The organism is Streptomyces sp. NPDC085866, from assembly GCF_044541035.1.
Lineage (GTDB): Bacteria > Actinomycetota > Actinomycetes > Streptomycetales > Streptomycetaceae > Streptomyces.
On the sequence record NZ_JBITSQ010000029.1, the window covers coordinates 22,672 to 38,976 of the forward strand.

General features: G+C 71.9%; 15 protein-coding genes and 1 pseudogene. 12 read left to right on the forward strand and 4 right to left on the reverse strand.

The genetic code is table 11. From position 1 onward, the window contains the following. Positions 1-2: 2 nt before the first annotated feature. Positions 3-257, reverse strand: a complete 255-nt coding sequence (locus ACIF83_RS43625) for a MoaD/ThiS family protein (RefSeq protein WP_381776423.1) — start codon at positions 255-257, stop codon at positions 3-5. Between the two features lie 59 nt (positions 258-316). Then, positions 317-1,189 (reverse strand): alpha/beta hydrolase, encoded by an 873-nt coding sequence (locus tag ACIF83_RS43630; RefSeq protein WP_399735951.1) that lies wholly within the window; start codon positions 1,187-1,189, stop codon positions 317-319. Between the two features lie 181 nt (positions 1,190-1,370). Between ACIF83_RS43630 and ACIF83_RS43635 the strand changes: the two genes are divergently transcribed. The 7 genes from ACIF83_RS43635 (at position 1,371) to ACIF83_RS43665 (ending at position 7,952) form a co-directional block, all read left to right on the forward strand. Further along, positions 1,371-2,150 carry a winged-helix domain-containing protein gene (locus tag ACIF83_RS43635; protein ID WP_393484623.1) on the forward strand — a complete coding sequence of 260 codons (780 nt, stop codon included), beginning with the start codon at positions 1,371-1,373 and terminating at the stop codon, positions 2,148-2,150. Positions 2,151-2,247: 97 nt separating this feature from the next. Continuing rightward, the gene (locus tag ACIF83_RS43640) at positions 2,248-3,270 is read left to right on the forward strand and encodes a LacI family DNA-binding transcriptional regulator (RefSeq protein ID WP_393484622.1); all 1,023 of its coding nucleotides are present in this window, start codon (positions 2,248-2,250) and stop codon (positions 3,268-3,270) included. 162 nt (positions 3,271-3,432) lie between these two features. Then, positions 3,433-4,443 (forward strand): S1C family serine protease, encoded by a 1,011-nt coding sequence (locus ACIF83_RS43645; RefSeq protein WP_399735956.1) that lies wholly within the window; start codon positions 3,433-3,435, stop codon positions 4,441-4,443. A gap of 29 nt (positions 4,444-4,472) precedes the next feature. Beyond that, positions 4,473-4,697 (forward strand): hypothetical protein, encoded by a 225-nt coding sequence (locus tag ACIF83_RS43650; RefSeq protein WP_393484620.1) that lies wholly within the window; start codon positions 4,473-4,475, stop codon positions 4,695-4,697. An 87-nt stretch (positions 4,698-4,784) separates the two neighbouring features. Then, positions 4,785-5,519, forward strand: a complete 735-nt coding sequence (locus ACIF83_RS43655; protein WP_393484619.1) for a response regulator transcription factor — start codon at positions 4,785-4,787, stop codon at positions 5,517-5,519. Beyond that, on the forward strand, positions 5,516-6,994 hold the full coding sequence (locus ACIF83_RS43660; protein ID WP_399735960.1) for a sensor histidine kinase: 1,479 nt from the start codon (positions 5,516-5,518) through the stop codon (positions 6,992-6,994). The genes ACIF83_RS43655 and ACIF83_RS43660 overlap by 4 nt, the downstream gene beginning before the upstream one ends. Positions 6,995-7,229: 235 nt before the next feature. Beyond that, positions 7,230-7,952, forward strand: a complete 723-nt coding sequence (locus ACIF83_RS43665; RefSeq protein ID WP_399735963.1) for a hypothetical protein — start codon at positions 7,230-7,232, stop codon at positions 7,950-7,952. A gap of 20 nt (positions 7,953-7,972) precedes the next feature. On the opposite strand, the pseudogene ACIF83_RS43670 reads toward ACIF83_RS43665, so the two are convergent. Together ACIF83_RS43670 and ACIF83_RS43675 are read right to left on the reverse strand one after the other, a co-directional pair. Then, a pseudogene (locus ACIF83_RS43670) lies at positions 7,973-9,816 on the reverse strand (ABC transporter ATP-binding protein). A 205-nt stretch (positions 9,817-10,021) separates the two neighbouring features. Next, positions 10,022-11,815 carry a bifunctional metallophosphatase/5'-nucleotidase gene (locus tag ACIF83_RS43675; RefSeq protein WP_399735966.1) on the reverse strand — a complete coding sequence of 598 codons (1,794 nt, stop codon included), beginning with the start codon at positions 11,813-11,815 and terminating at the stop codon, positions 10,022-10,024. A gap of 169 nt (positions 11,816-11,984) precedes the next feature. Between ACIF83_RS43675 and mshD the strand changes: the two genes are divergently transcribed. From mshD to ACIF83_RS43700, 5 genes are all read left to right on the forward strand, one after another. Beyond that, positions 11,985-12,911 carry a mycothiol synthase gene (gene mshD, locus ACIF83_RS43680; RefSeq protein WP_393484614.1) on the forward strand — a complete coding sequence of 309 codons (927 nt, stop codon included), beginning with the start codon at positions 11,985-11,987 and terminating at the stop codon, positions 12,909-12,911. 92 nt (positions 12,912-13,003) lie between these two features. Continuing rightward, positions 13,004-13,390: a GntR family transcriptional regulator gene (locus ACIF83_RS43685; protein WP_393484613.1), complete on the forward strand. Its 387-nt coding sequence runs from the start codon at positions 13,004-13,006 to the stop codon at positions 13,388-13,390. Beyond that, a complete protein-coding gene (locus tag ACIF83_RS43690; RefSeq protein WP_393484612.1) occupies positions 13,387-14,283 on the forward strand; it encodes an ABC transporter ATP-binding protein in 897 nt (298 codons plus the stop codon). Before ACIF83_RS43685 ends, ACIF83_RS43690 begins: the two co-directional genes overlap by 4 nt. Further along, on the forward strand, positions 14,280-15,293 hold the full coding sequence (locus tag ACIF83_RS43695) for an ABC transporter permease (protein WP_399735971.1): 1,014 nt from the start codon (positions 14,280-14,282) through the stop codon (positions 15,291-15,293). The genes ACIF83_RS43690 and ACIF83_RS43695 overlap by 4 nt, the downstream gene beginning before the upstream one ends. Further along, positions 15,290-16,147: a hypothetical protein gene (locus ACIF83_RS43700; protein ID WP_393484610.1), complete on the forward strand. Its 858-nt coding sequence runs from the start codon at positions 15,290-15,292 to the stop codon at positions 16,145-16,147. The genes ACIF83_RS43695 and ACIF83_RS43700 overlap by 4 nt, the downstream gene beginning before the upstream one ends. The last annotated feature ends 158 nt before the right edge of the window (positions 16,148-16,305 follow it).

Below are 16,305 nucleotides of genomic sequence, written 5' to 3' on the forward strand. Positions count from 1 at the left end.
CCTCATCCTCCTGCGAACGGCGGGAGCACCTCGACCGTGCCGCCCTCGGCCAGCCGTACCGTCTCATGCGCGCGGGTCCCCACGGGGTGACCGTCGACGATGAAGGAGCATCGCCGCAGGACGCGCGTGAGTTCACCGGGGTGTCGCTCACGCACCGCGGCGAGCGCGTCGGCGAGGGTGGCCGCGTCGTACGGCTCCTCGGCGACCTGGGCCGCGGCCTTGGCAGCGGCCCAGTAGCGGACCGTGACCTTGGGCATCTGGTTCCTCAATCGACGACAGGCGAACTGACAAGAGACTAGGGACGGACGGTGTCAGGCTAAGGCACCCCGGCGACGCCGGAACGCGCGTGCCCGACGCCCCAGTCGCCGATCCGGGCCAGCAGGGCCTCGTCCGCCGCGTGCTCGGCGTGCCCCATGCCGGGCTCCAGCCAGAGTTCGGCATGGTCACCGGCCGCCTCGGCGAGCATCCTCGGGTGGTCGAGGGGGAAGTAGCCGTCGCGGTCGCCGTGCACGATGAGCAGCGGGGTGGGGGCGATCCTCGGGACCGCCTGCACAGGGGAGAGCGGCACCGGGTTCCACTCGCGGTGGTGGATACGGGTGCGCAGGCCGTAGCGGCCGACCAGGCGGCCCTCGGGGCGGGTGACCAGCCAGTGCAGCCGGCGCATGGGGGCCGTGCCCCGGTAGTACCAGCGCGCGGGGGCGCTGACCGAGACCACCGCGTCGACCGTGCCCGGGTACAGGGCCGCGTGCCGCAGCACCACCGAGCCGCCCATGGAGAAGCCGACGGTCACCACGCGCGCGTGCCCGAAGCCGCGCGCCCACTCCACCGCGGCGGCCAGGTCCAGCACCTCCTTGTCGCCGACCGTGGACCGGCCGCCCGAAGCGCCGTGCCCGCGGAAGGAGAAGGTGACGACGGCGCCGTAACGGGCGAGGACGCCCGCCACCCTTCGTACATGCGGCCGGTCCACGTCCCCGGTGAAGCCGTGGGCGATCACGAACACCAGGTCGCGGGAGGGTGGACGTGAGGTGTCCGGCGCCGCTTCGTATACGACTGCCGCCGGGTTGTATACGGAATCGACGGGAACTCCGTCGGCCGTGTGCAGAAACGTCCTGTTAGGGCCCCGTCTGACCGTCTCGGGATTCGGACGAACGGTGGAACGTGCCGCATGACCTGCCGGACGGTTGCTCATGTGGGCTATTCTGCTGGGCAGAGGACTCGGGCAGCGTAGCCCCCGGGTCCTTTTGTGCTTTCGGAAGCGTTGTATACGAAGCGGGAAACCTCAGGTGACCGTGGATGTACGGGGCCTTCGGGATCGCAGAGCAGTGCCGCACCGCACACGTCCTCGCAGGGACCGAGGAGGAACCAGACATATGAGTTCTCTGCTGCTCCTGACCAACGCCCTCCAGCCGTCGACGGAGGTGCTGCCCGCACTCGGTCTGCTCCTGCACAACGTGCGGGTCGCCCCGGCCGAAGGCCCCGCCCTGGTCGACACCCCGGGCGCCGACGTCATCCTCATCGACGGCCGCCGCGACCTGCCGCAGGTGCGCAGCCTCTGTCAGCTGCTGCGCTCGACCGGCCCCGGCTGCCCCCTTCTCCTCGTCGTCACCGAGGGCGGCCTGGCCGCCGTCACCGCCGACTGGGGCATCGACGACGTCCTGCTCGACACCGCGGGCCCGGCCGAGGTCGAGGCCCGGCTCCGGCTCGCGATGGGCCGGCAGCAGATCGTCAACGACGACTCCCCGATGGAGATCCGCAACGGCGATCTGTCCGTGGACGAGGCGACCTACTCGGCCAAGCTCAAGGGCCGGGTCCTGGACCTCACCTTCAAGGAGTTCGAACTCCTCAAGTACCTCGCCCAGCACCCGGGCCGGGTCTTCACCCGCGCCCAGCTGCTGCAGGAGGTGTGGGGCTACGACTACTTCGGTGGCACCCGGACCGTCGACGTGCACGTACGGCGGCTGCGGGCCAAGCTCGGCCCCGAGCACGAGTCGCTGATCGGGACCGTCCGGAACGTCGGTTATCGATTCGTTACGCCCGAAAAAGGCGACCGTTCCGCCGACGACTCCAAGGTCAAGGCGGACCGGGCAAAGGCGGAAGATGCGGGCGCATCCGCCGTCCTGGACGGCTCCGAGGTCCACGCGGACGCATAGCGGAGGTGGGGGAACCGCTTGTGCAGGGCATTGCTACCGCACAGTCGGCATGCGATACGCCCTGCCCAGGACGGGTCCATCCGCGTAGACTCCGCGCGTGGCCAAGGTGACTCGGGATGATGTGGCACGGCTGGCTGGGACCTCCACCGCCGTCGTCAGTTATGTCATCAACAACGGACCCCGGCCGGTCGCCCCGGCCACGCGCGAGCGTGTCCTCGCGGCGATCAAGGAGCTGGGGTACCGGCCCGACCGGGTCGCCCAGGCGATGGCGTCCCGGCGCACCGACCTCATAGGCCTGATCATCCCGGACGCCCGCCAGCCCTTCTTCGGCGAGATGGCGCACGCGGTCGAGCAGGCCGCGTCCGAGCGCGGAAAGATGGTGCTCGTCGGCAACACCGATTACATCGGCGAACGCGAGGTGCACTATCTGCGCGCGTTCCTCGGTATGCGGGTGTCGGGCCTGATCCTGGTCAGCCACGCGCTGAACGACCTCGCGGCCGCCGAGATCGAGGCCTGGGACGCCCGGGTGGTGCTGCTGCACGAGCGCCCGGAGGCCATCGACGACGTCGCCGTCGTCACCGACGACCTGGGCGGCGCCCAGCTCGCCGTGCGCCACCTGCTGGAGCACGGCTACGAGTACGTGGCCTGTATGGGCGGCACGGCCGAGACGCCGGCCGTGGGCGACCCGGTCTCCGACCACGTCGAGGGCTGGAAGCGGGCCATGGCCGAGGCGGGCATCTCCACTGAGGGCCGCCTGTTCGAGGCACCGTACAACCGCTACGACGCCTACCGCGTGGCCCTGGACGTCCTGTCCGGTCCGAACCGGCCGCCTGCCGTCTTCTGCTCCACCGACGACCAGGCGATCGGTCTGCTGCGGGCCGCGCGCGAGCTGCGTATCGACGTGCCCGGGGAGCTGGCGGTGGCCGGGTTCGACGACATCAAGGAGGCGGCGCTCGCCGACCCTCCGCTGACGACGATCGCCTCGGACCGCTCGGCGATGGCCCGGGCCGCGGTGGACCTGGTCCTGGACGACGGGCTCAGGGTGGCGGGCTCGCGGCGCGAGCGGCTGAAGACCTTCCCGTCCCGGCTCGTGGTCCGCACGAGCTGCGGCTGCGTCTGAGCCCTGCACAGGGCCGAGCCCCTCGGCCGAGCCCTTTCATGAAGGGCTCCTGAGAACCGGACCGAGGCACGAGAAGCCTCTTTACATCGGGCAAACGAGGTTCTGCCGGGCTTCTCAGGGAGCACTCAGGAAGCTCTCATGGTTGCGGGACATCCTCATGTCATGACCGAGAGCCAGGGCGCATACAACCAGCAGTACAGCTACTCCGCTCCCGTGAACCCCGAGTGGCCGCCCCCGCCGCCGCACGAGCCCCCGACGGCCACCATGCCGGCCCCCGAGCCCGCCCCCGCGCCGAGGCGGGGGCGCACCCGCGGCCCGATGGGGCTGCTCGCGGCGGTGGCGATCGTCGCGGCCGCGGTCGGCGGCGGCACGGCCTACGCCTTCCAGGAGCTGACCGGCAAGGACACGGTCACCTCCACCGGTACGACCACCACGGTGGTCCCCTCCAGCAAGAAGGGCGACGTCGCCGCGATCGCCGCCGCGGTCAGCCCGAGCGTGGTCGAGGTCCGGGCGACGCTCGGCAGCGGCTCGTCCACCGGCTCCGGCGTCATCATCACCAGTGGCGGCGAGATCGTCACCAACAACCACGTCGTCTCCGGCGCCACCTCCGTCAAGGTGCGCACCAGCGACGGCAAGAGCTACACCGCCGAGATCGTCGGCACCGACAGCTCCAAGGACCTCGCGCTGATCAAGCTGACGGGCGCCTCCGGTCTGCAGGCCGCCTCGCTCGGCGACTCCTCGAACGTCCAGGTCGGCGACGCGGTCGTGGCGATCGGCTCCCCCGAGGGCCTGACCGGCACCGTCACCAGCGGCATCGTCTCCGCGCTCGACCGTGACGTGACCGTCTCCACGGACGAGAACCAGGGGCAGAACCAGGGCGGCGACGGACAGTGGCCGTTCCAGTTCGGCGGCCGCCAGTTCAACGGCGACACCGGCTCGTCCACGACCACCTACAAGGCGATCCAGACGGACGCCTCGCTGAACCCCGGCAACTCCGGCGGTGCGCTGATCGACGCGAACGGCAACATCATCGGCATCAACTCCGCGATGTACTCGTCGAGTTCGCAGTCCTCGTCCTCGTCGGACGCGGGCAGCATCGGCCTGGGCTTCGCGATCCCCGTCAACACCGTCAAGTCCGACCTGGCCAAGCTGCGAGCGGGCTCCACCAGCTGAGCCCCCCGCGGGACACGAGGGAGTACGTCATGATCAAGCAGGTTTCCCACCAGGCCGCCGGCACCGGACCGGCCGACCTCACCCTGGCCCTCTCGGTCGCGCACGCACTGCACACGCCGGCCCCGCGCGCCCCTGAGGTGCCGCCCGTCCCCCAGCTGATGGGCCTGCGCACCTCCGCCGGCCGTCCGCACCGCCACAAGGTGCCACTGCACCGCCTCTCCGCGATCAGCGAGCTGAGCACGCTGGGCGTCTGAGCCCGGCACACGTGCCCGGCGGCCTCGACTCGTGCGAGGCTGAGAGACACCCGTCCAGGACCCACCGCACCCCGAGGAACGCGAGCCATGAGCCCCGCCGAAGGCGACCGTGACCCCCAGCGCATCCTGATCGTCGACGACGAGCCCGCCGTCCGCGAGGCGCTCCAGCGCAGCCTCGCGTTCGAGGGGTACGACACGCAGGTCGCCGTCGACGGCGCGGAAGCGCTGGACAAGGCCCAGGCCTACCGGCCCGACCTGGTCGTCCTGGACATCCAGATGCCCCGCATGGACGGCCTGACCGCCGCCCGCCGCATCCGGGGCGCCGGCGACACGACCCCGATCCTCATGCTCACGGCCCGCGACACGGTCGGCGACCGGGTGACGGGCCTGGACGCCGGGGCCGACGACTACCTGGTCAAGCCCTTCGAACTGGACGAACTCTTCGCCCGCATCCGCGCCCTGCTCCGCCGCAGCACCTACGCCTCGGCCGTGTCCGCCGAGGCCCAGGAGGACGAGGCGCTGACCTTCGCCGACCTGCGCATGGACCTCGCGACGCGCGAGGTCACCCGGGGTGGCCGCCAGGTCGAACTGACCCGCACGGAGTTCACCCTGCTGGAGATGTTCATGGCCCACCCGCGCCAGGTCCTCACCCGCGAGCAGATCCTCAAGGCGGTGTGGGGCTTCGACTTCGAGCCGTCGTCCAACTCCCTGGACGTCTATGTCATGTACCTGCGCCGCAAGACGGAGGCCGGCGGCGAGCCGCGGCTCGTGCACACGGTCCGGGGCGTGGGGTACGTCCTTCGCCAGGGCGGCGCGGAGTGAACAAGCTGGTCCGCAGGTACCGGGCCCTGCCGATCCGGGCGCGACTGGCGATGCTGGTGGCGTCGGCGGTGGCGTTCGCGGTGGCCGCGGTCTCGGTCACGTGCTGGTTCATCGTGGAGCGGAAGCTGTACGACCAGGTCGACAACGACCTGCAGAAGGCCTCCTCGCCCCAGCGGCTGGGGGACGCGATGTCCACGCTGGAGTCGTGCCCGCAGAAGCCGAGCGGGTCCGACCTCGGCGGCTTCCACATCCACAGCAGCTACTACCAGCTCATGAAGCGGGACGGCACCGCCTGTGTGTTCGCGAACTCCGCGGGCCGGGTGAAGACCACCGACTCCGACATCGCCGTCATCGCCGACGCGGCCGCCCGCGACGGTGTACTGCACATGAAGTTCCTCAAGCGCAATGGCACCGACGCCGAGGGCAACGCCGTGCGCGTGCTGACCCAGCCCCTGACCGTCACCGAAGGTCTGGGCACTCCGCCGAGGCTGTATCCGGACACGGCTCTCCAGGTCGCCATACCGCTGAAGAACACCCAGAAGACGCTGAACGACCTCGCTCTGATACTCCTCGTCGTCTCCGGTATCGGCGTGGTCGGGGCCGGTGCGGCGGGCCTCGCGGTGGCCCGCGCGGGACTGCGGCCGGTCGACAAGCTCACCGAGGCCGTCGAGCACGTCGCACGGACCGAGGACCTGAGTGTCCGCATCCCGGTGGAGGACGACAGCGAGGACGAGGTCGCCCGGCTCTCCCGCTCCTTCAACTCGATGACCACCGCCCTGGCCGGCTCCCGCGACCTGCAGCAGCAGCTCATCGCGGACGCCGGCCATGAACTGCGCACCCCCCTCACCTCCCTGCGCACCAACATCGAACTGCTCACCCGCAGCGAGGAGACGGGCCGCCCGATCCCGCCTGAGGACCGCAAGGCGCTCCTCGCCTCGGTGAAGGCGCAGATGACGGAGCTGGCCGCCCTGATCGGCGACCTTCAGGAGCTGTCCCGCTCGGAGGGCCAGCGCGGCGAGCGCGTCCAGGTCGTCGCCTTCCAGGACACGGTCGAGGCCGCCCTGCACCGGGCCCGGCTGCGTGGACCGGAGCTGACGATCACGGCGGACCTGAAGCCCTGGTTCGTACGCGCGGAGCCCTCCGCCCTGGAGCGGGCGATCGTCAACATCCTCGACAACGCGGTGAAGTTCAGCCCCGGCGGCGGCACGATCGACGTCCAGCTGACCGACGGCGTCCTGACCGTCCGCGATCACGGCCCCGGCATCCCCGCCGACGAACTCCCGCACGTCTTCGACCGGTTCTGGCGCTCCCCCAGCGCGCGGGCCCTGCCGGGCTCGGGCCTTGGTCTGTCCATCGTGGCCCGCACGGTCCAGCAGGCGGGCGGCGAGGTCACCCTCGCCCGGGCGGACGGCGGCGGCACGGTGGCGACGGTACGACTGCCGGGGGCGCCCACGGCTCCGCCGGAGGCTCCGTAGGCGGTTCGGTTCCGAGAACGTGAGCAGGCAGTGCATCGTGGGCAGCCCTCTTCCAGTGCCTGTCGAAGTCAGGGAGCAGCTCAGGCGCGTGCTGGGCGATGGCCTCGCGCAGCGCCTTCGGCGTCCGCTCGGGCATGGTCTGAGCGCCGGAACAGACCCTGACCTTCACCGTCCTCGACGTCCCGCTCTACGATCCCTCCGCACAGGTGTCCGAGGAGAGATCGGCGGGCGGGGCATGGACACGTACGGCGGCGGGATCGAGCGCGAATACCGCATGCGGAAGAAGACATCGCCTCTGATGGCCCTCTTCATGGGGCTGCTGGGTCTGAACGCCGTCTTCCGGATGAACCGGCACCACACCATGCCCGAGTGGGTTCCGGCGTCAGTCGCCGCGTGCTACCTCCTGCTGGCCGCGCAGATGGTGCTGTACATGCGACGCGGCCGCACACTCGTCGGGGCCCGCGGCATCACCGCACGGCGGGCACTGACCGAACGCAGCCGGGCCTGGCACGAGATCTACGACATCCGGGCCGAGCAACTGCCGAAGGCTCCCACGAACGCGCGCAAGTGGCTCACGTACTTGTACGACACCGAAGGCCGCCGGTTCGTGCTGCCGCACATGGACGACTGGCAGCTGGACGACCCACGCTCCGAGGTCGCCGCGCTGCGCGAGGCCGCCGCCCTGCACCGCGGCGCCGATTGGGAACGGCGGCCGCAGGTGGAGGCGCTGATCCGGCGGCGGGCCGGTCACCACAAGGCGTGGGAACGGGCGATCACCGGCGGGGTCGTGGCCCTGGTCTGCGGCTTCCTGCTGTGGGTGGCGCTCCTGTTCACCATGGACCACCCGCCCGTGCTCGTGCTGTTCCTGTGGCTTCCGCTGGGCACGTTCGCGGTGCTCGCCGCGCTGCTGCACTGGCGCTGGGAGTCCCAGGTTCCCCGGGCCCTGCGGGAGCCCTAGCCGCACCCGGGCGCGCCGCCCTACCAGCGCAGGATCATCGTCTCCTCCGGTGCCGGTGTCGCGGCCGCCTCCGGCAGCGGTGACGCCAGTCGCGCGTACGCGCCGCCCCGGGCGCGCAGTTCCTCGTGTGTGCCCGCCTCCACCAGGCGGCCGTGGTCGACGACCAGGATGCGGTCGGCGTCGGGGGCGAGGCTCAGATCGTGGGTGATCATGATGGTCGTACGGCCGGCCATCAGGCGACGCAGGGGCTGTACGACCTGACGGGCGGCCACCGCGTCCAGGCCCGCCGTGGGCTCGTCCAGGACCAGGACCGGGGCGGCGCGGAGCATCGCGCGGGCGATGGCGGTGCTCCCCCAGTGCCTTAAGGGCCTGGGGGACCCCCAGAGCTGACCGCCGGAGAGGGCTGCCGTGCCCGGGGCGATGTGCGTGTCGTAGCCCTCGGGCAGGGCGGCGACGAAATCGTGGGCCGCCGCGTCCCGGGCCGCCTGCTCGATCTCGGTGTCGGTGGCCCCGGGGCTGCCGCAGCCGATGTTCTCGCGGATGGTGCCGTTGAGGATCAGCGTCTGTTGCGGCAGCAGGGCGACCTGCTCGCGCAGGAAGTGCAGCGGTAGGTCGGTGAGGGGGACGCCGTCCAGGCTGATCACGCCGGTCGAGGGGTCGTAGAAGCGGGTGAGGAGCTTGGCGAGGGGTCGTAGAAGCGGGTGAGGAGCTTGGCGAGGGTGGACTTGCCGGCTCCGCTCGCGCCGGTGACCAGGACCAGCTCGCCCGGTCCCGCGGTGAGGCTCACGTCCCGCAGGCAGGCGCGGCGGGACTCCGGGTAGCGGAAGGACACCCCGTGGAAGCCGACCCACCCCTGCACCGGCCACGCGGCCACCGGTTCGGCGGGGTCGGTGACGGCGGGCTCGGCCTCCAGGATCTCCCCGATGCGCTGCGCGCCGGCGGTGGCCGCGGTGACGGTGAGCCCGAGCTGTCCGAGGCTGCGGACGGGCGGGTACAGGTACCCGAGGAAGGCGGCGAAGGCGAGCAGCCGGCCGAGGCTCAGCCGCCCGGCGGATATCTCCCACGCCCCGAGCCCGATCACGGCGAGCACGCACACCGTCTCTAGGACCTCGACGACCTGCCCGTACATCTCGCTCAGCCGCGCCCCGCGTACGCTCGCCCGCATCCAGGAGCGGGCCTCGCGGTCGAGCCGCCGCTCCTCGTCCCGCTGCCGGTTGTGGGCCTGGGTGAGCACGACGTTTCCCAGCGACTCCTGCACCACCGAGGTGATCGCGCCGTCGGCGACCCGCTCGTCCCGGGACGCCTGCTGGATACGGCCGGAGAAGCGGCGGGCGGCGAGCAGGAACAGGGGCGCGAGGACGAAGGTGGCCAGCGCCAGGTCCCAGCGCAGCCAGAAGGCGGCGCACGCGTAGAAGACGGCGGAGAAGGCGGCGGAGACGGCCCCCACCACACCCGACACCACCAGTTGCTCGATGGACTCGACGTCCCCGGTGAGCCGCTCGACCAGATCCCCCTGCCGGTGCTTCTGGAAGAAATGCGGGGGCAGATCCTGCACATGGCGGAAGACGGCCGCCCGCAGCCGCAGCACGAATCTCTCGGCGGTCCAGGTGGCCAGCGAGTTGCCGAGATAACCGACCAGCGCGGCCAGTGCGGCGACCCCGAGCCAGGCGCCGGCCGGTCCCCAGAAGGCGGCCGGCGAACCGGACTTCAGGGCGTGGTCGGTCAACTCGGCGAACAGCAGGATCGCCGAGGTCTCCGCGACCGCGGCGACCACCACGCACGCCACGATCGCCGCCGGCCACCTGCGGTCCCCGCGGGTCAGCGGCCAGAACCGGCGGAAGGCCTCACGGGCTTCCCGCACCATCGACAACTCCTTTCCACAGCTGTGGACATGGCCGAGGCGGGGCCACCGGTGCGACCACGCACCACCGGGTGACCCCGCCTCGCGGCGTGCTGTCTCAGCCCTTGCCACCGACCGGCCGACGCTTCGGTGCGGGCGCCGGCTTCTTCGGGGCCTGAGAGAAACTCTCAGGGCTATTTCGGAACCGCAGCGCCATTCGGCACAGGTTTTACTGCACGACGGTGATCCGGTCCGCCGCCGAGGGCGCGAGAGGCGAGGAGGCCGACGAGTGCGCCGTCAGGTACTTCTCCAGCGCGGCCAGGTCGTCCCCACCCACCAGGTCATGGGTGCCCTGACCGAGGGTCGGGAAGCCGTCGCCGCCGCCCGCCAGGAAGCTGTTGGTGGCGACGCGGTAGGTGGCCGCCGGGTCGATCGGAGCGCCGTTCAGCCGGACGGAGTCGGTGACCACGCGGTCGGCGCCGGTCTTCGTCATGTCCAGCGTGTACGTCAGACCCTCCGACGGCTGCAGGATCTTCGGGGCCGCCGCGTTGGTCCCGCTCACCTGCTCCTTGAGCACCTGGATCAGCTGGGCGCCGGTGAAGTCCTGGAGGTTCACGGTGTTGGCGAAGGGCTGGACCGTGAAGCCCTCGGCGTAGGTGACGACCCCGTCGCCCTCGGCGCCCTTGGCCCGGTAGGTCAGACCCGCGCGCACGCCGCCCGGGTTCATCAGGGCGAGGCTGGTCTTCGGGTCCAGCTCCCGGCCGTGGGCGAGCTGCGCGTCGGCGATCAGGTCGCCCATCGGGGACTCGGTGCCGGTGTTGTCGATGTCGGCCGAGATGTAGCCGATGGCGCGGTTGCCGATGGGGGCCGCCAGGGTGTTCCAGTGCGAGATCAGGTCCGTCATGTCCGGGGCCTTCGGGACGTCCCGGGTGACCACGCGGTTCGCGGACTTCACGGCCGTACGCGCGATGTCGCCGGTGAAGCGGTCGTACGTCAGCGTGGTGTCGGTGTACAGACGACCGAAGGAGGCCGCCGAGGTGACCATGCGGGGCTTGCCCGACGGGTCGGGGATCGTGCAGACGTAGGCCTGGTGGGTGTGGCCGGTGACCAGGGCATCGACCGCCGGGGTCACGTTCTTCGCGATGTCGACGATCGGGCCCGAGATGCCGGAGCCCGCACCCGGGGAGTCACAGTTGTAGTTGTACGCGCCCGAGGCCGGGAAGCCGCCCTCGTGGATCAGGGCCACGATCGACTGGACGCCCTGGCGCTGCAGCACCTTGGCGTACTTGTTGATCGTCTCGACCTCGTCCTTGAAGGCCAGTCCCTTGACTCCGTCGGCGGAGACGATGCCCGGGGTGCCCTCGAGCGTGACGCCGATGAAGCCGATCCGTACGTCCCGCTTCTTCCAGACCCAGTACGGCTTCAGGATCGGCTTGCCGGTCTTCTCGTCCTGGACGTTCGCGGCCAGGTACGGGAAGTCCGCGCCCTCGAACTCCTTGCCGTCGTAGCAGCCGTCCGTGGGGTGGCAGCCGCCGTTCTGCAGGCGGGCCAGTTCCCGCGCGCCCTCGTCGAACTCGTGGTTGCCGACCGAGGTGACGTCCAGGTCCAGCTTGTTGAGCGCCTCGATGGTGGGCTCGTCGTGGAAGAGACCGGACAGCAGCGGGGAGGCGCCGACCATGTCGCCGCCGGCCGCCGTGATGGAGTACGGGTGCCCCTCACGGGCCTTGCGCAGGTGCGTGGCGAGGTACTCGACGCCCCCCGCGTCGATCGTCTTCGTCGTGCCGTCCGGCTGGAGTTCGGTGACCCGGCCGGAGGAACCCGCCGGGGGTTCGAGGTTGCCGTGCAGGTCGTTGAAGGACAGGAGCTGGACGTCCTGATAGCGGCTCGGCAGCGGGTGATGACCCTCGCCCCCATGGGCCTGCGCGGGAAGCGCTGCGGCCAGGGCGGCGGCCGTGGCGAGAGCCGCGGTCGCGCCGAGGAAGGCGTAGGTACGACGTCTGGTGCGCCGGGGCGCGGCTGGCATGGGACCCCCCTGTGGGTCGGCTGTGGCGAGTGGCCGTTCCGGCGCAGCCTAGGGTCAACGCGCGTAGCGCGACAGGGGGTTCACCGTTACTTCCTGGTTTCCCTTTGGTGATTCCTTCAAGTGCTGCGGTGTCGGCACTTCGGCCCGCCCGCCCCGTACCCTCGTACGCATGAGCAGCGACGACGCCGTACGGCCCTTCCCCTCCCGCTCCATCGAGACCTTCTCCGCACTCGACCCGGACCGGGCCGAGGCCGTGCTCGGGCTGCTCGCCGAGGCCGCCCGCGTCGACGGGCAGCAGCCGGTGTCCGAGCAGGGGCGGTTGCAGCTGCGCGGGGGCGCCCGCCCCGGTGTATCGCATCTGCTGCTCGCCGTCGGGGACGAACTCGTCGGCTACGCCCAGCTGGAGGACACCGACCCGGTGGAGGCGCCGGCCGCCGAGCTGGTCGTCCACCCCGCGCACCGTGGGCACGGGCACGGACGGGCGCTGGGCTCGGCGCTGCTCGCCGCCTCGGGCAAGCGGCTGCGGGTGTGGGCGCACGGCGGGCACTCCGCCGCCCGACACCTCGCCCAGGTGCTGGGGCTGACCCTGTTCCGTGAACTGCGCCAGATGCGGCGGTCGTTGACCGATCTGGAGCTGCCCGAGCCGGTGCTGCCGCAGGGCGTGACCGTGCGCGCCTTCGAGCCCGGCAAGGACGACGCGGCCTGGCTCGCCGTCAACGCGGCCGCCTTCGCGCACCACCCGGAGCAGGGCTCGCTGACCCAGCGCGACCTGGACGACCGCAAGGCCGAACCGTGGTTCGACCCGGCCGGGTTCTTCCTCGCCGAGCGGGCCGGGGAGCTGGTCGGCTTCCACTGGACCAAGGTGCACGCCGAGGAGGGGCTCGGCGAGGTGTACGTGCTCGGGGTCCGCCCGGGCGAGCAGGGCGGCGGCCTCGGCAAGGCCCTGACCACGATCGGCCTGCGCCACCTGGCCGCCCAGGGGCTGCCGACGGCGATGCTGTACGTCGACGCGGACAACAAGGCGGCGGTGTCGGTGTACGAGCGGCTGGGGTTCGGTACCCACGAGACCGACCTGATGTACCGCACCGAAACGTGACATAACCCCACACGAGGGGCGGCCGCCTTGACGGTCGCCCCTCTCTTGCACCACCCTTTCACTACTCAATTAGTGAAAGGGTGGTTCAGCGCGTGGTCGAATTCCGCATCGACCGGCACAGCGGTGTCGCCACCTACGTCCAGATCGTCCAGCAGACCAAACAGGCCCTCCGCCTGGGCCTGCTGCAACCCGGCGACCGGTTGCCGACGGCCCGCGAGGTCGTCGAGGCCACCGCCATCAACCCCAACACCGTCCTCAAGGCCTACCGCGAGCTGGAGCGGGAGGGCCTGGTCGAGGCGCGGCGCGGGCTCGGCACCTTCGTCCGACGGTCCCTGGGCGCCACCCCGGCCGACTCCCCCCTGCGGGCGGAACTGGACGAGTGGGCGGCGCGGGCCGTGGCGGCGGGGCTGGACCGGGACGACGTGGCGGCCCTCTTCACCGCCGTACTCGACAAGCACTTCCAGGGAGAACGTTCATGAGCGACACGGCTCTGGAGGCCACCGGCCTCGGCAAGCGCTTCGGGCGCAGGGGAGGCTGGGCGCTGCGCGACTTCGGCTTCCGGCTGCCCGCCGGGCGGGTGTGCGCCCTCGTCGGGCCCAACGGCGCCGGCAAGTCGACGCTGCTCGCGCTCGCCGCCGGGCTGCTCCCGCCCACCGAGGGCCGACTGACCGTGCTCGGCAGCACACCCGCCGAGGCCCGCGCCCGGGTCGGCTTCGTCGCCCAGGACAAGCCGCTGTACCCGCAGCTGACCGTCGCCGAGACGCTGCGGATGGGCGCCGACCTCAACCCCGAGCGCTGGGACGCGGCCACCGCAGAGCAGGTCGTGGCCGGCGGCGACCTGGACCCGAGGTCCCGCATACGGTCCCTGTCCGGGGGACAGCGCACCCGCGTCGCCCTCGCCCTCGCGCTCGGCAAGCGGCCCGAACTGCTGCTGCTGGACGAGCCGATGGCCGACCTCGACCCGCTGGCCCGGCACGAGCTGATGGGCACCCTGATGGCCGAGGCCGCGCAGTACGGCACCACCATTGTCATGTCCTCGCACGTGGTGGCCGAGCTGGAGGACTCCTGCGACCACCTGCTGCTGGCCGGCGGCGGCCGGATCCGTCTCGCCGGCGAGATCGACGACCTGCTCGCCGCCCACCTGAGGGTCAGCGGGGCAGCCGAGTCCACCGACCTGAGCGCACACACCGTGGTCGAGTCCCGGGTCACCGGCCGCCAGCTGACCGCGCTGGTCCGCCCGGCCGGACCGCTCCCCGATGACCTGCGCGCCTCGGCGCCCTCGCTGGAGGAACTCGTCCTCGCCCACCTGCGCAACCCCGAGGCGCCCGCGCTCGGCGCCGCACCGGCCGTCACCCAGGAGAGTGCCGCGTGACCGCCGTGACGACACCGGCGGCCGTCCGCCGCCCGCACCTCACCCGCTGGGTCCTGCGCCTGCACCGGCCGGAGCTGCTCGTCTGGGCGGGCCTGGTCGTCCTCGGCGCCGCCCTGCTGCTGTGGCTCGGGGGACCGCTCACCGACACGGCGGCACACGGCTGGCGGCAGTACAAGGCCTGCCACTGGTCCGAGAAGTGCGCCTACGACCAGGACGCGATCCTGCGCTACAAGGACGCGTACAACTACCTCACGCTCCCCCTCGCCGCGCTGCCGCTCCTGGTCGGCGCCTGGGCGGGCGCCGCCCTCATCGGCCGCGAGCTGGAGTCCGGCACCGCGCGGCTGGCCTGGGCACAGGGCGTCACCCCGGCCCGCTGGCTGGCGACCAGGCTGGCCCTGCCGGCCGCCGCGGTCACCGCGGGGACGAGCCTGCTGGCGTTCCTGCACCACCGGGCGTGGGTGGCCGCCCGCGGCCGCGTCGACACCGTCAAGAGCCAGTGGGACGTGTGGACCTTCCAGACCAACGGCCCCACCACCGTCGCCCTCGCCCTGGCCGCCCTGGCCGCGGGCGCCCTGGCGGGCCTGGCCCTGCGCCGCGCCCTGCCCGCGCTGGCCACCGCCGCCGTCGCCACCGCGGGCCTGTGGGGCCTCGCCCAGTGGCTCATGCCGCACCTGTGGCCGACTGCCACCCACGTGACGAGCTTCGGGCACACCTCCGGCGATTCCTCCGCCGGCCTGGGCGTCGACCAGGGCCTGGTCACGCGCACCGGCGGCCACATCCCCGAGCCCCGCTGCTACGCGGACACGTGGGAGGGCTGCCAGAGGCTCTTCGAGAAGCGGGGTGGCGTCGGCTTCTACTACACCTACCACCCCAGCGCGCACTACTGGCCGCTCCAGCTGGCCACCAGCGCCCTGGTCCTGGCCCTGGCCGGACTGTTCACGGTGGCCGCGTTCCTCGTGCTCAGGCGCCTCACCGGCACGCTCCGGCTCACCGCGGGAGCCACCGCATGAGCGCCGTCGTCCAGGGCCTGCCCCGCACCGTGCTGCGGCTGCACCGCACCGCCCTGCTGGTCTGGGCCGCCGTCGTCGCCGGCCTGATCGGCTGGCTGGTGTACCTGAACGAGTTCACCGCGCCCGCCACCCGCAGGGCCCAACGGGCCTGCGCCCACGCGGACGTGTGCATCGGCGCCTTCGACAGCTTCGACTACGGCAACACGGTCGGCTGGGTCGGCACCCTCATCTGCTACACCTTCCTCGCCGTCGCCGCCTTCGCGGGCGGCGCGCTCGTCGGCCGCGAACTGGAGTCCGGCACCGCGCGGCTGGCCTGGACGCAGGGCGTCACCCCGGTGCGCTGGCTGACCGCCAAGCTGGCCCTGTCCGCCGTGGCCGTCGCCGCCGGGGGACTGGCCCTGGTCCTCGCGTTCCGCTGGGGCTGGTCGGCCAACGAGGACCTGATCCCCGTCACCCAGTGGTACCAGAGCGACATCATCGTGGCCCGCGGGCCGCTCACGGTGGCGTACGGCCTGTGCGCCCTCGCCGTCGGCGCGCTCGCCGCGCTGCTGCTGCGCCGCACCCTGGCCGCACTCGGCGCCGCCTTCGCCGCGATGTGGCTGCTCAACTTCCTGCTCACCCGCTACCGCGCCGACCTGTGGCCGACGGTCACCCGCACCTCGCCCAGCGAGCCGGACCTGGCCTACGACGTCTGGCGCGTGCACTGGGGACGGAACGCCGACGGCTATTTCGCCGTCTACCACCCCGCGTCCCACTTCTGGGCACTCCAGTGGGTGGAGACCGGCATCGTCCTGACCGCGGCGGCGCTGACCACCGTCGCCGCGTACGCGGTACTGCGCCGCCGGGCGGCCTGACACCGAGACGAGCCGAGGCTCCGTACGCCCCTTCGGTCCCGTACGTCCCTTCCACGGGGGGAGTGACGTACGGGACCGTCGTCTTCGCGGGTACGGGAACGTCACTTTCGGGCGCACGGGATCGTCACGCGCGCACCGCGAACCCCTTCGGGCCGCCC

Bases quoted from the DNA above. Each gene is read 5' to 3' on its own strand.
- ACIF83_RS43650 (WP_393484620.1), top strand. From the start codon at position 4,473: ATGATCAAGCAGGTTTCCCACCAGGCCGCCGGCACCGGACCGGCCGAC.
- ACIF83_RS43700 (WP_393484610.1), top strand. From the start codon at position 15,290: ATGAGCGCCGTCGTCCAGGGCCTGCCCCGCACCGTGCTGCGGCTGCAC.
- ACIF83_RS43675 (WP_399735966.1), bottom strand. From the start codon at position 11,815: ATGCCAGCCGCGCCCCGGCGCACCAGACGTCGTACCTACGCCTTCCTC.
- ACIF83_RS43665 (WP_399735963.1), top strand. From the start codon at position 7,230: ATGGACACGTACGGCGGCGGGATCGAGCGCGAATACCGCATGCGGAAG.
- ACIF83_RS43645 (WP_399735956.1), top strand. From the start codon at position 3,433: ATGACCGAGAGCCAGGGCGCATACAACCAGCAGTACAGCTACTCCGCT.
- ACIF83_RS43630 (WP_399735951.1), bottom strand. From the start codon at position 1,189: ATGAGCAACCGTCCGGCAGGTCATGCGGCACGTTCCACCGTTCGTCCG.
- ACIF83_RS43655 (WP_393484619.1), top strand. From the start codon at position 4,785: ATGAGCCCCGCCGAAGGCGACCGTGACCCCCAGCGCATCCTGATCGTC.
- ACIF83_RS43690 (WP_393484612.1), top strand. From the start codon at position 13,387: ATGAGCGACACGGCTCTGGAGGCCACCGGCCTCGGCAAGCGCTTCGGG.
- ACIF83_RS43635 (WP_393484623.1), top strand. From the start codon at position 1,371: ATGAGTTCTCTGCTGCTCCTGACCAACGCCCTCCAGCCGTCGACGGAG.
- mshD (WP_393484614.1), top strand. From the start codon at position 11,985: ATGAGCAGCGACGACGCCGTACGGCCCTTCCCCTCCCGCTCCATCGAG.
- ACIF83_RS43625 (WP_381776423.1), bottom strand. From the start codon at position 257: ATGCCCAAGGTCACGGTCCGCTACTGGGCCGCTGCCAAGGCCGCGGCC.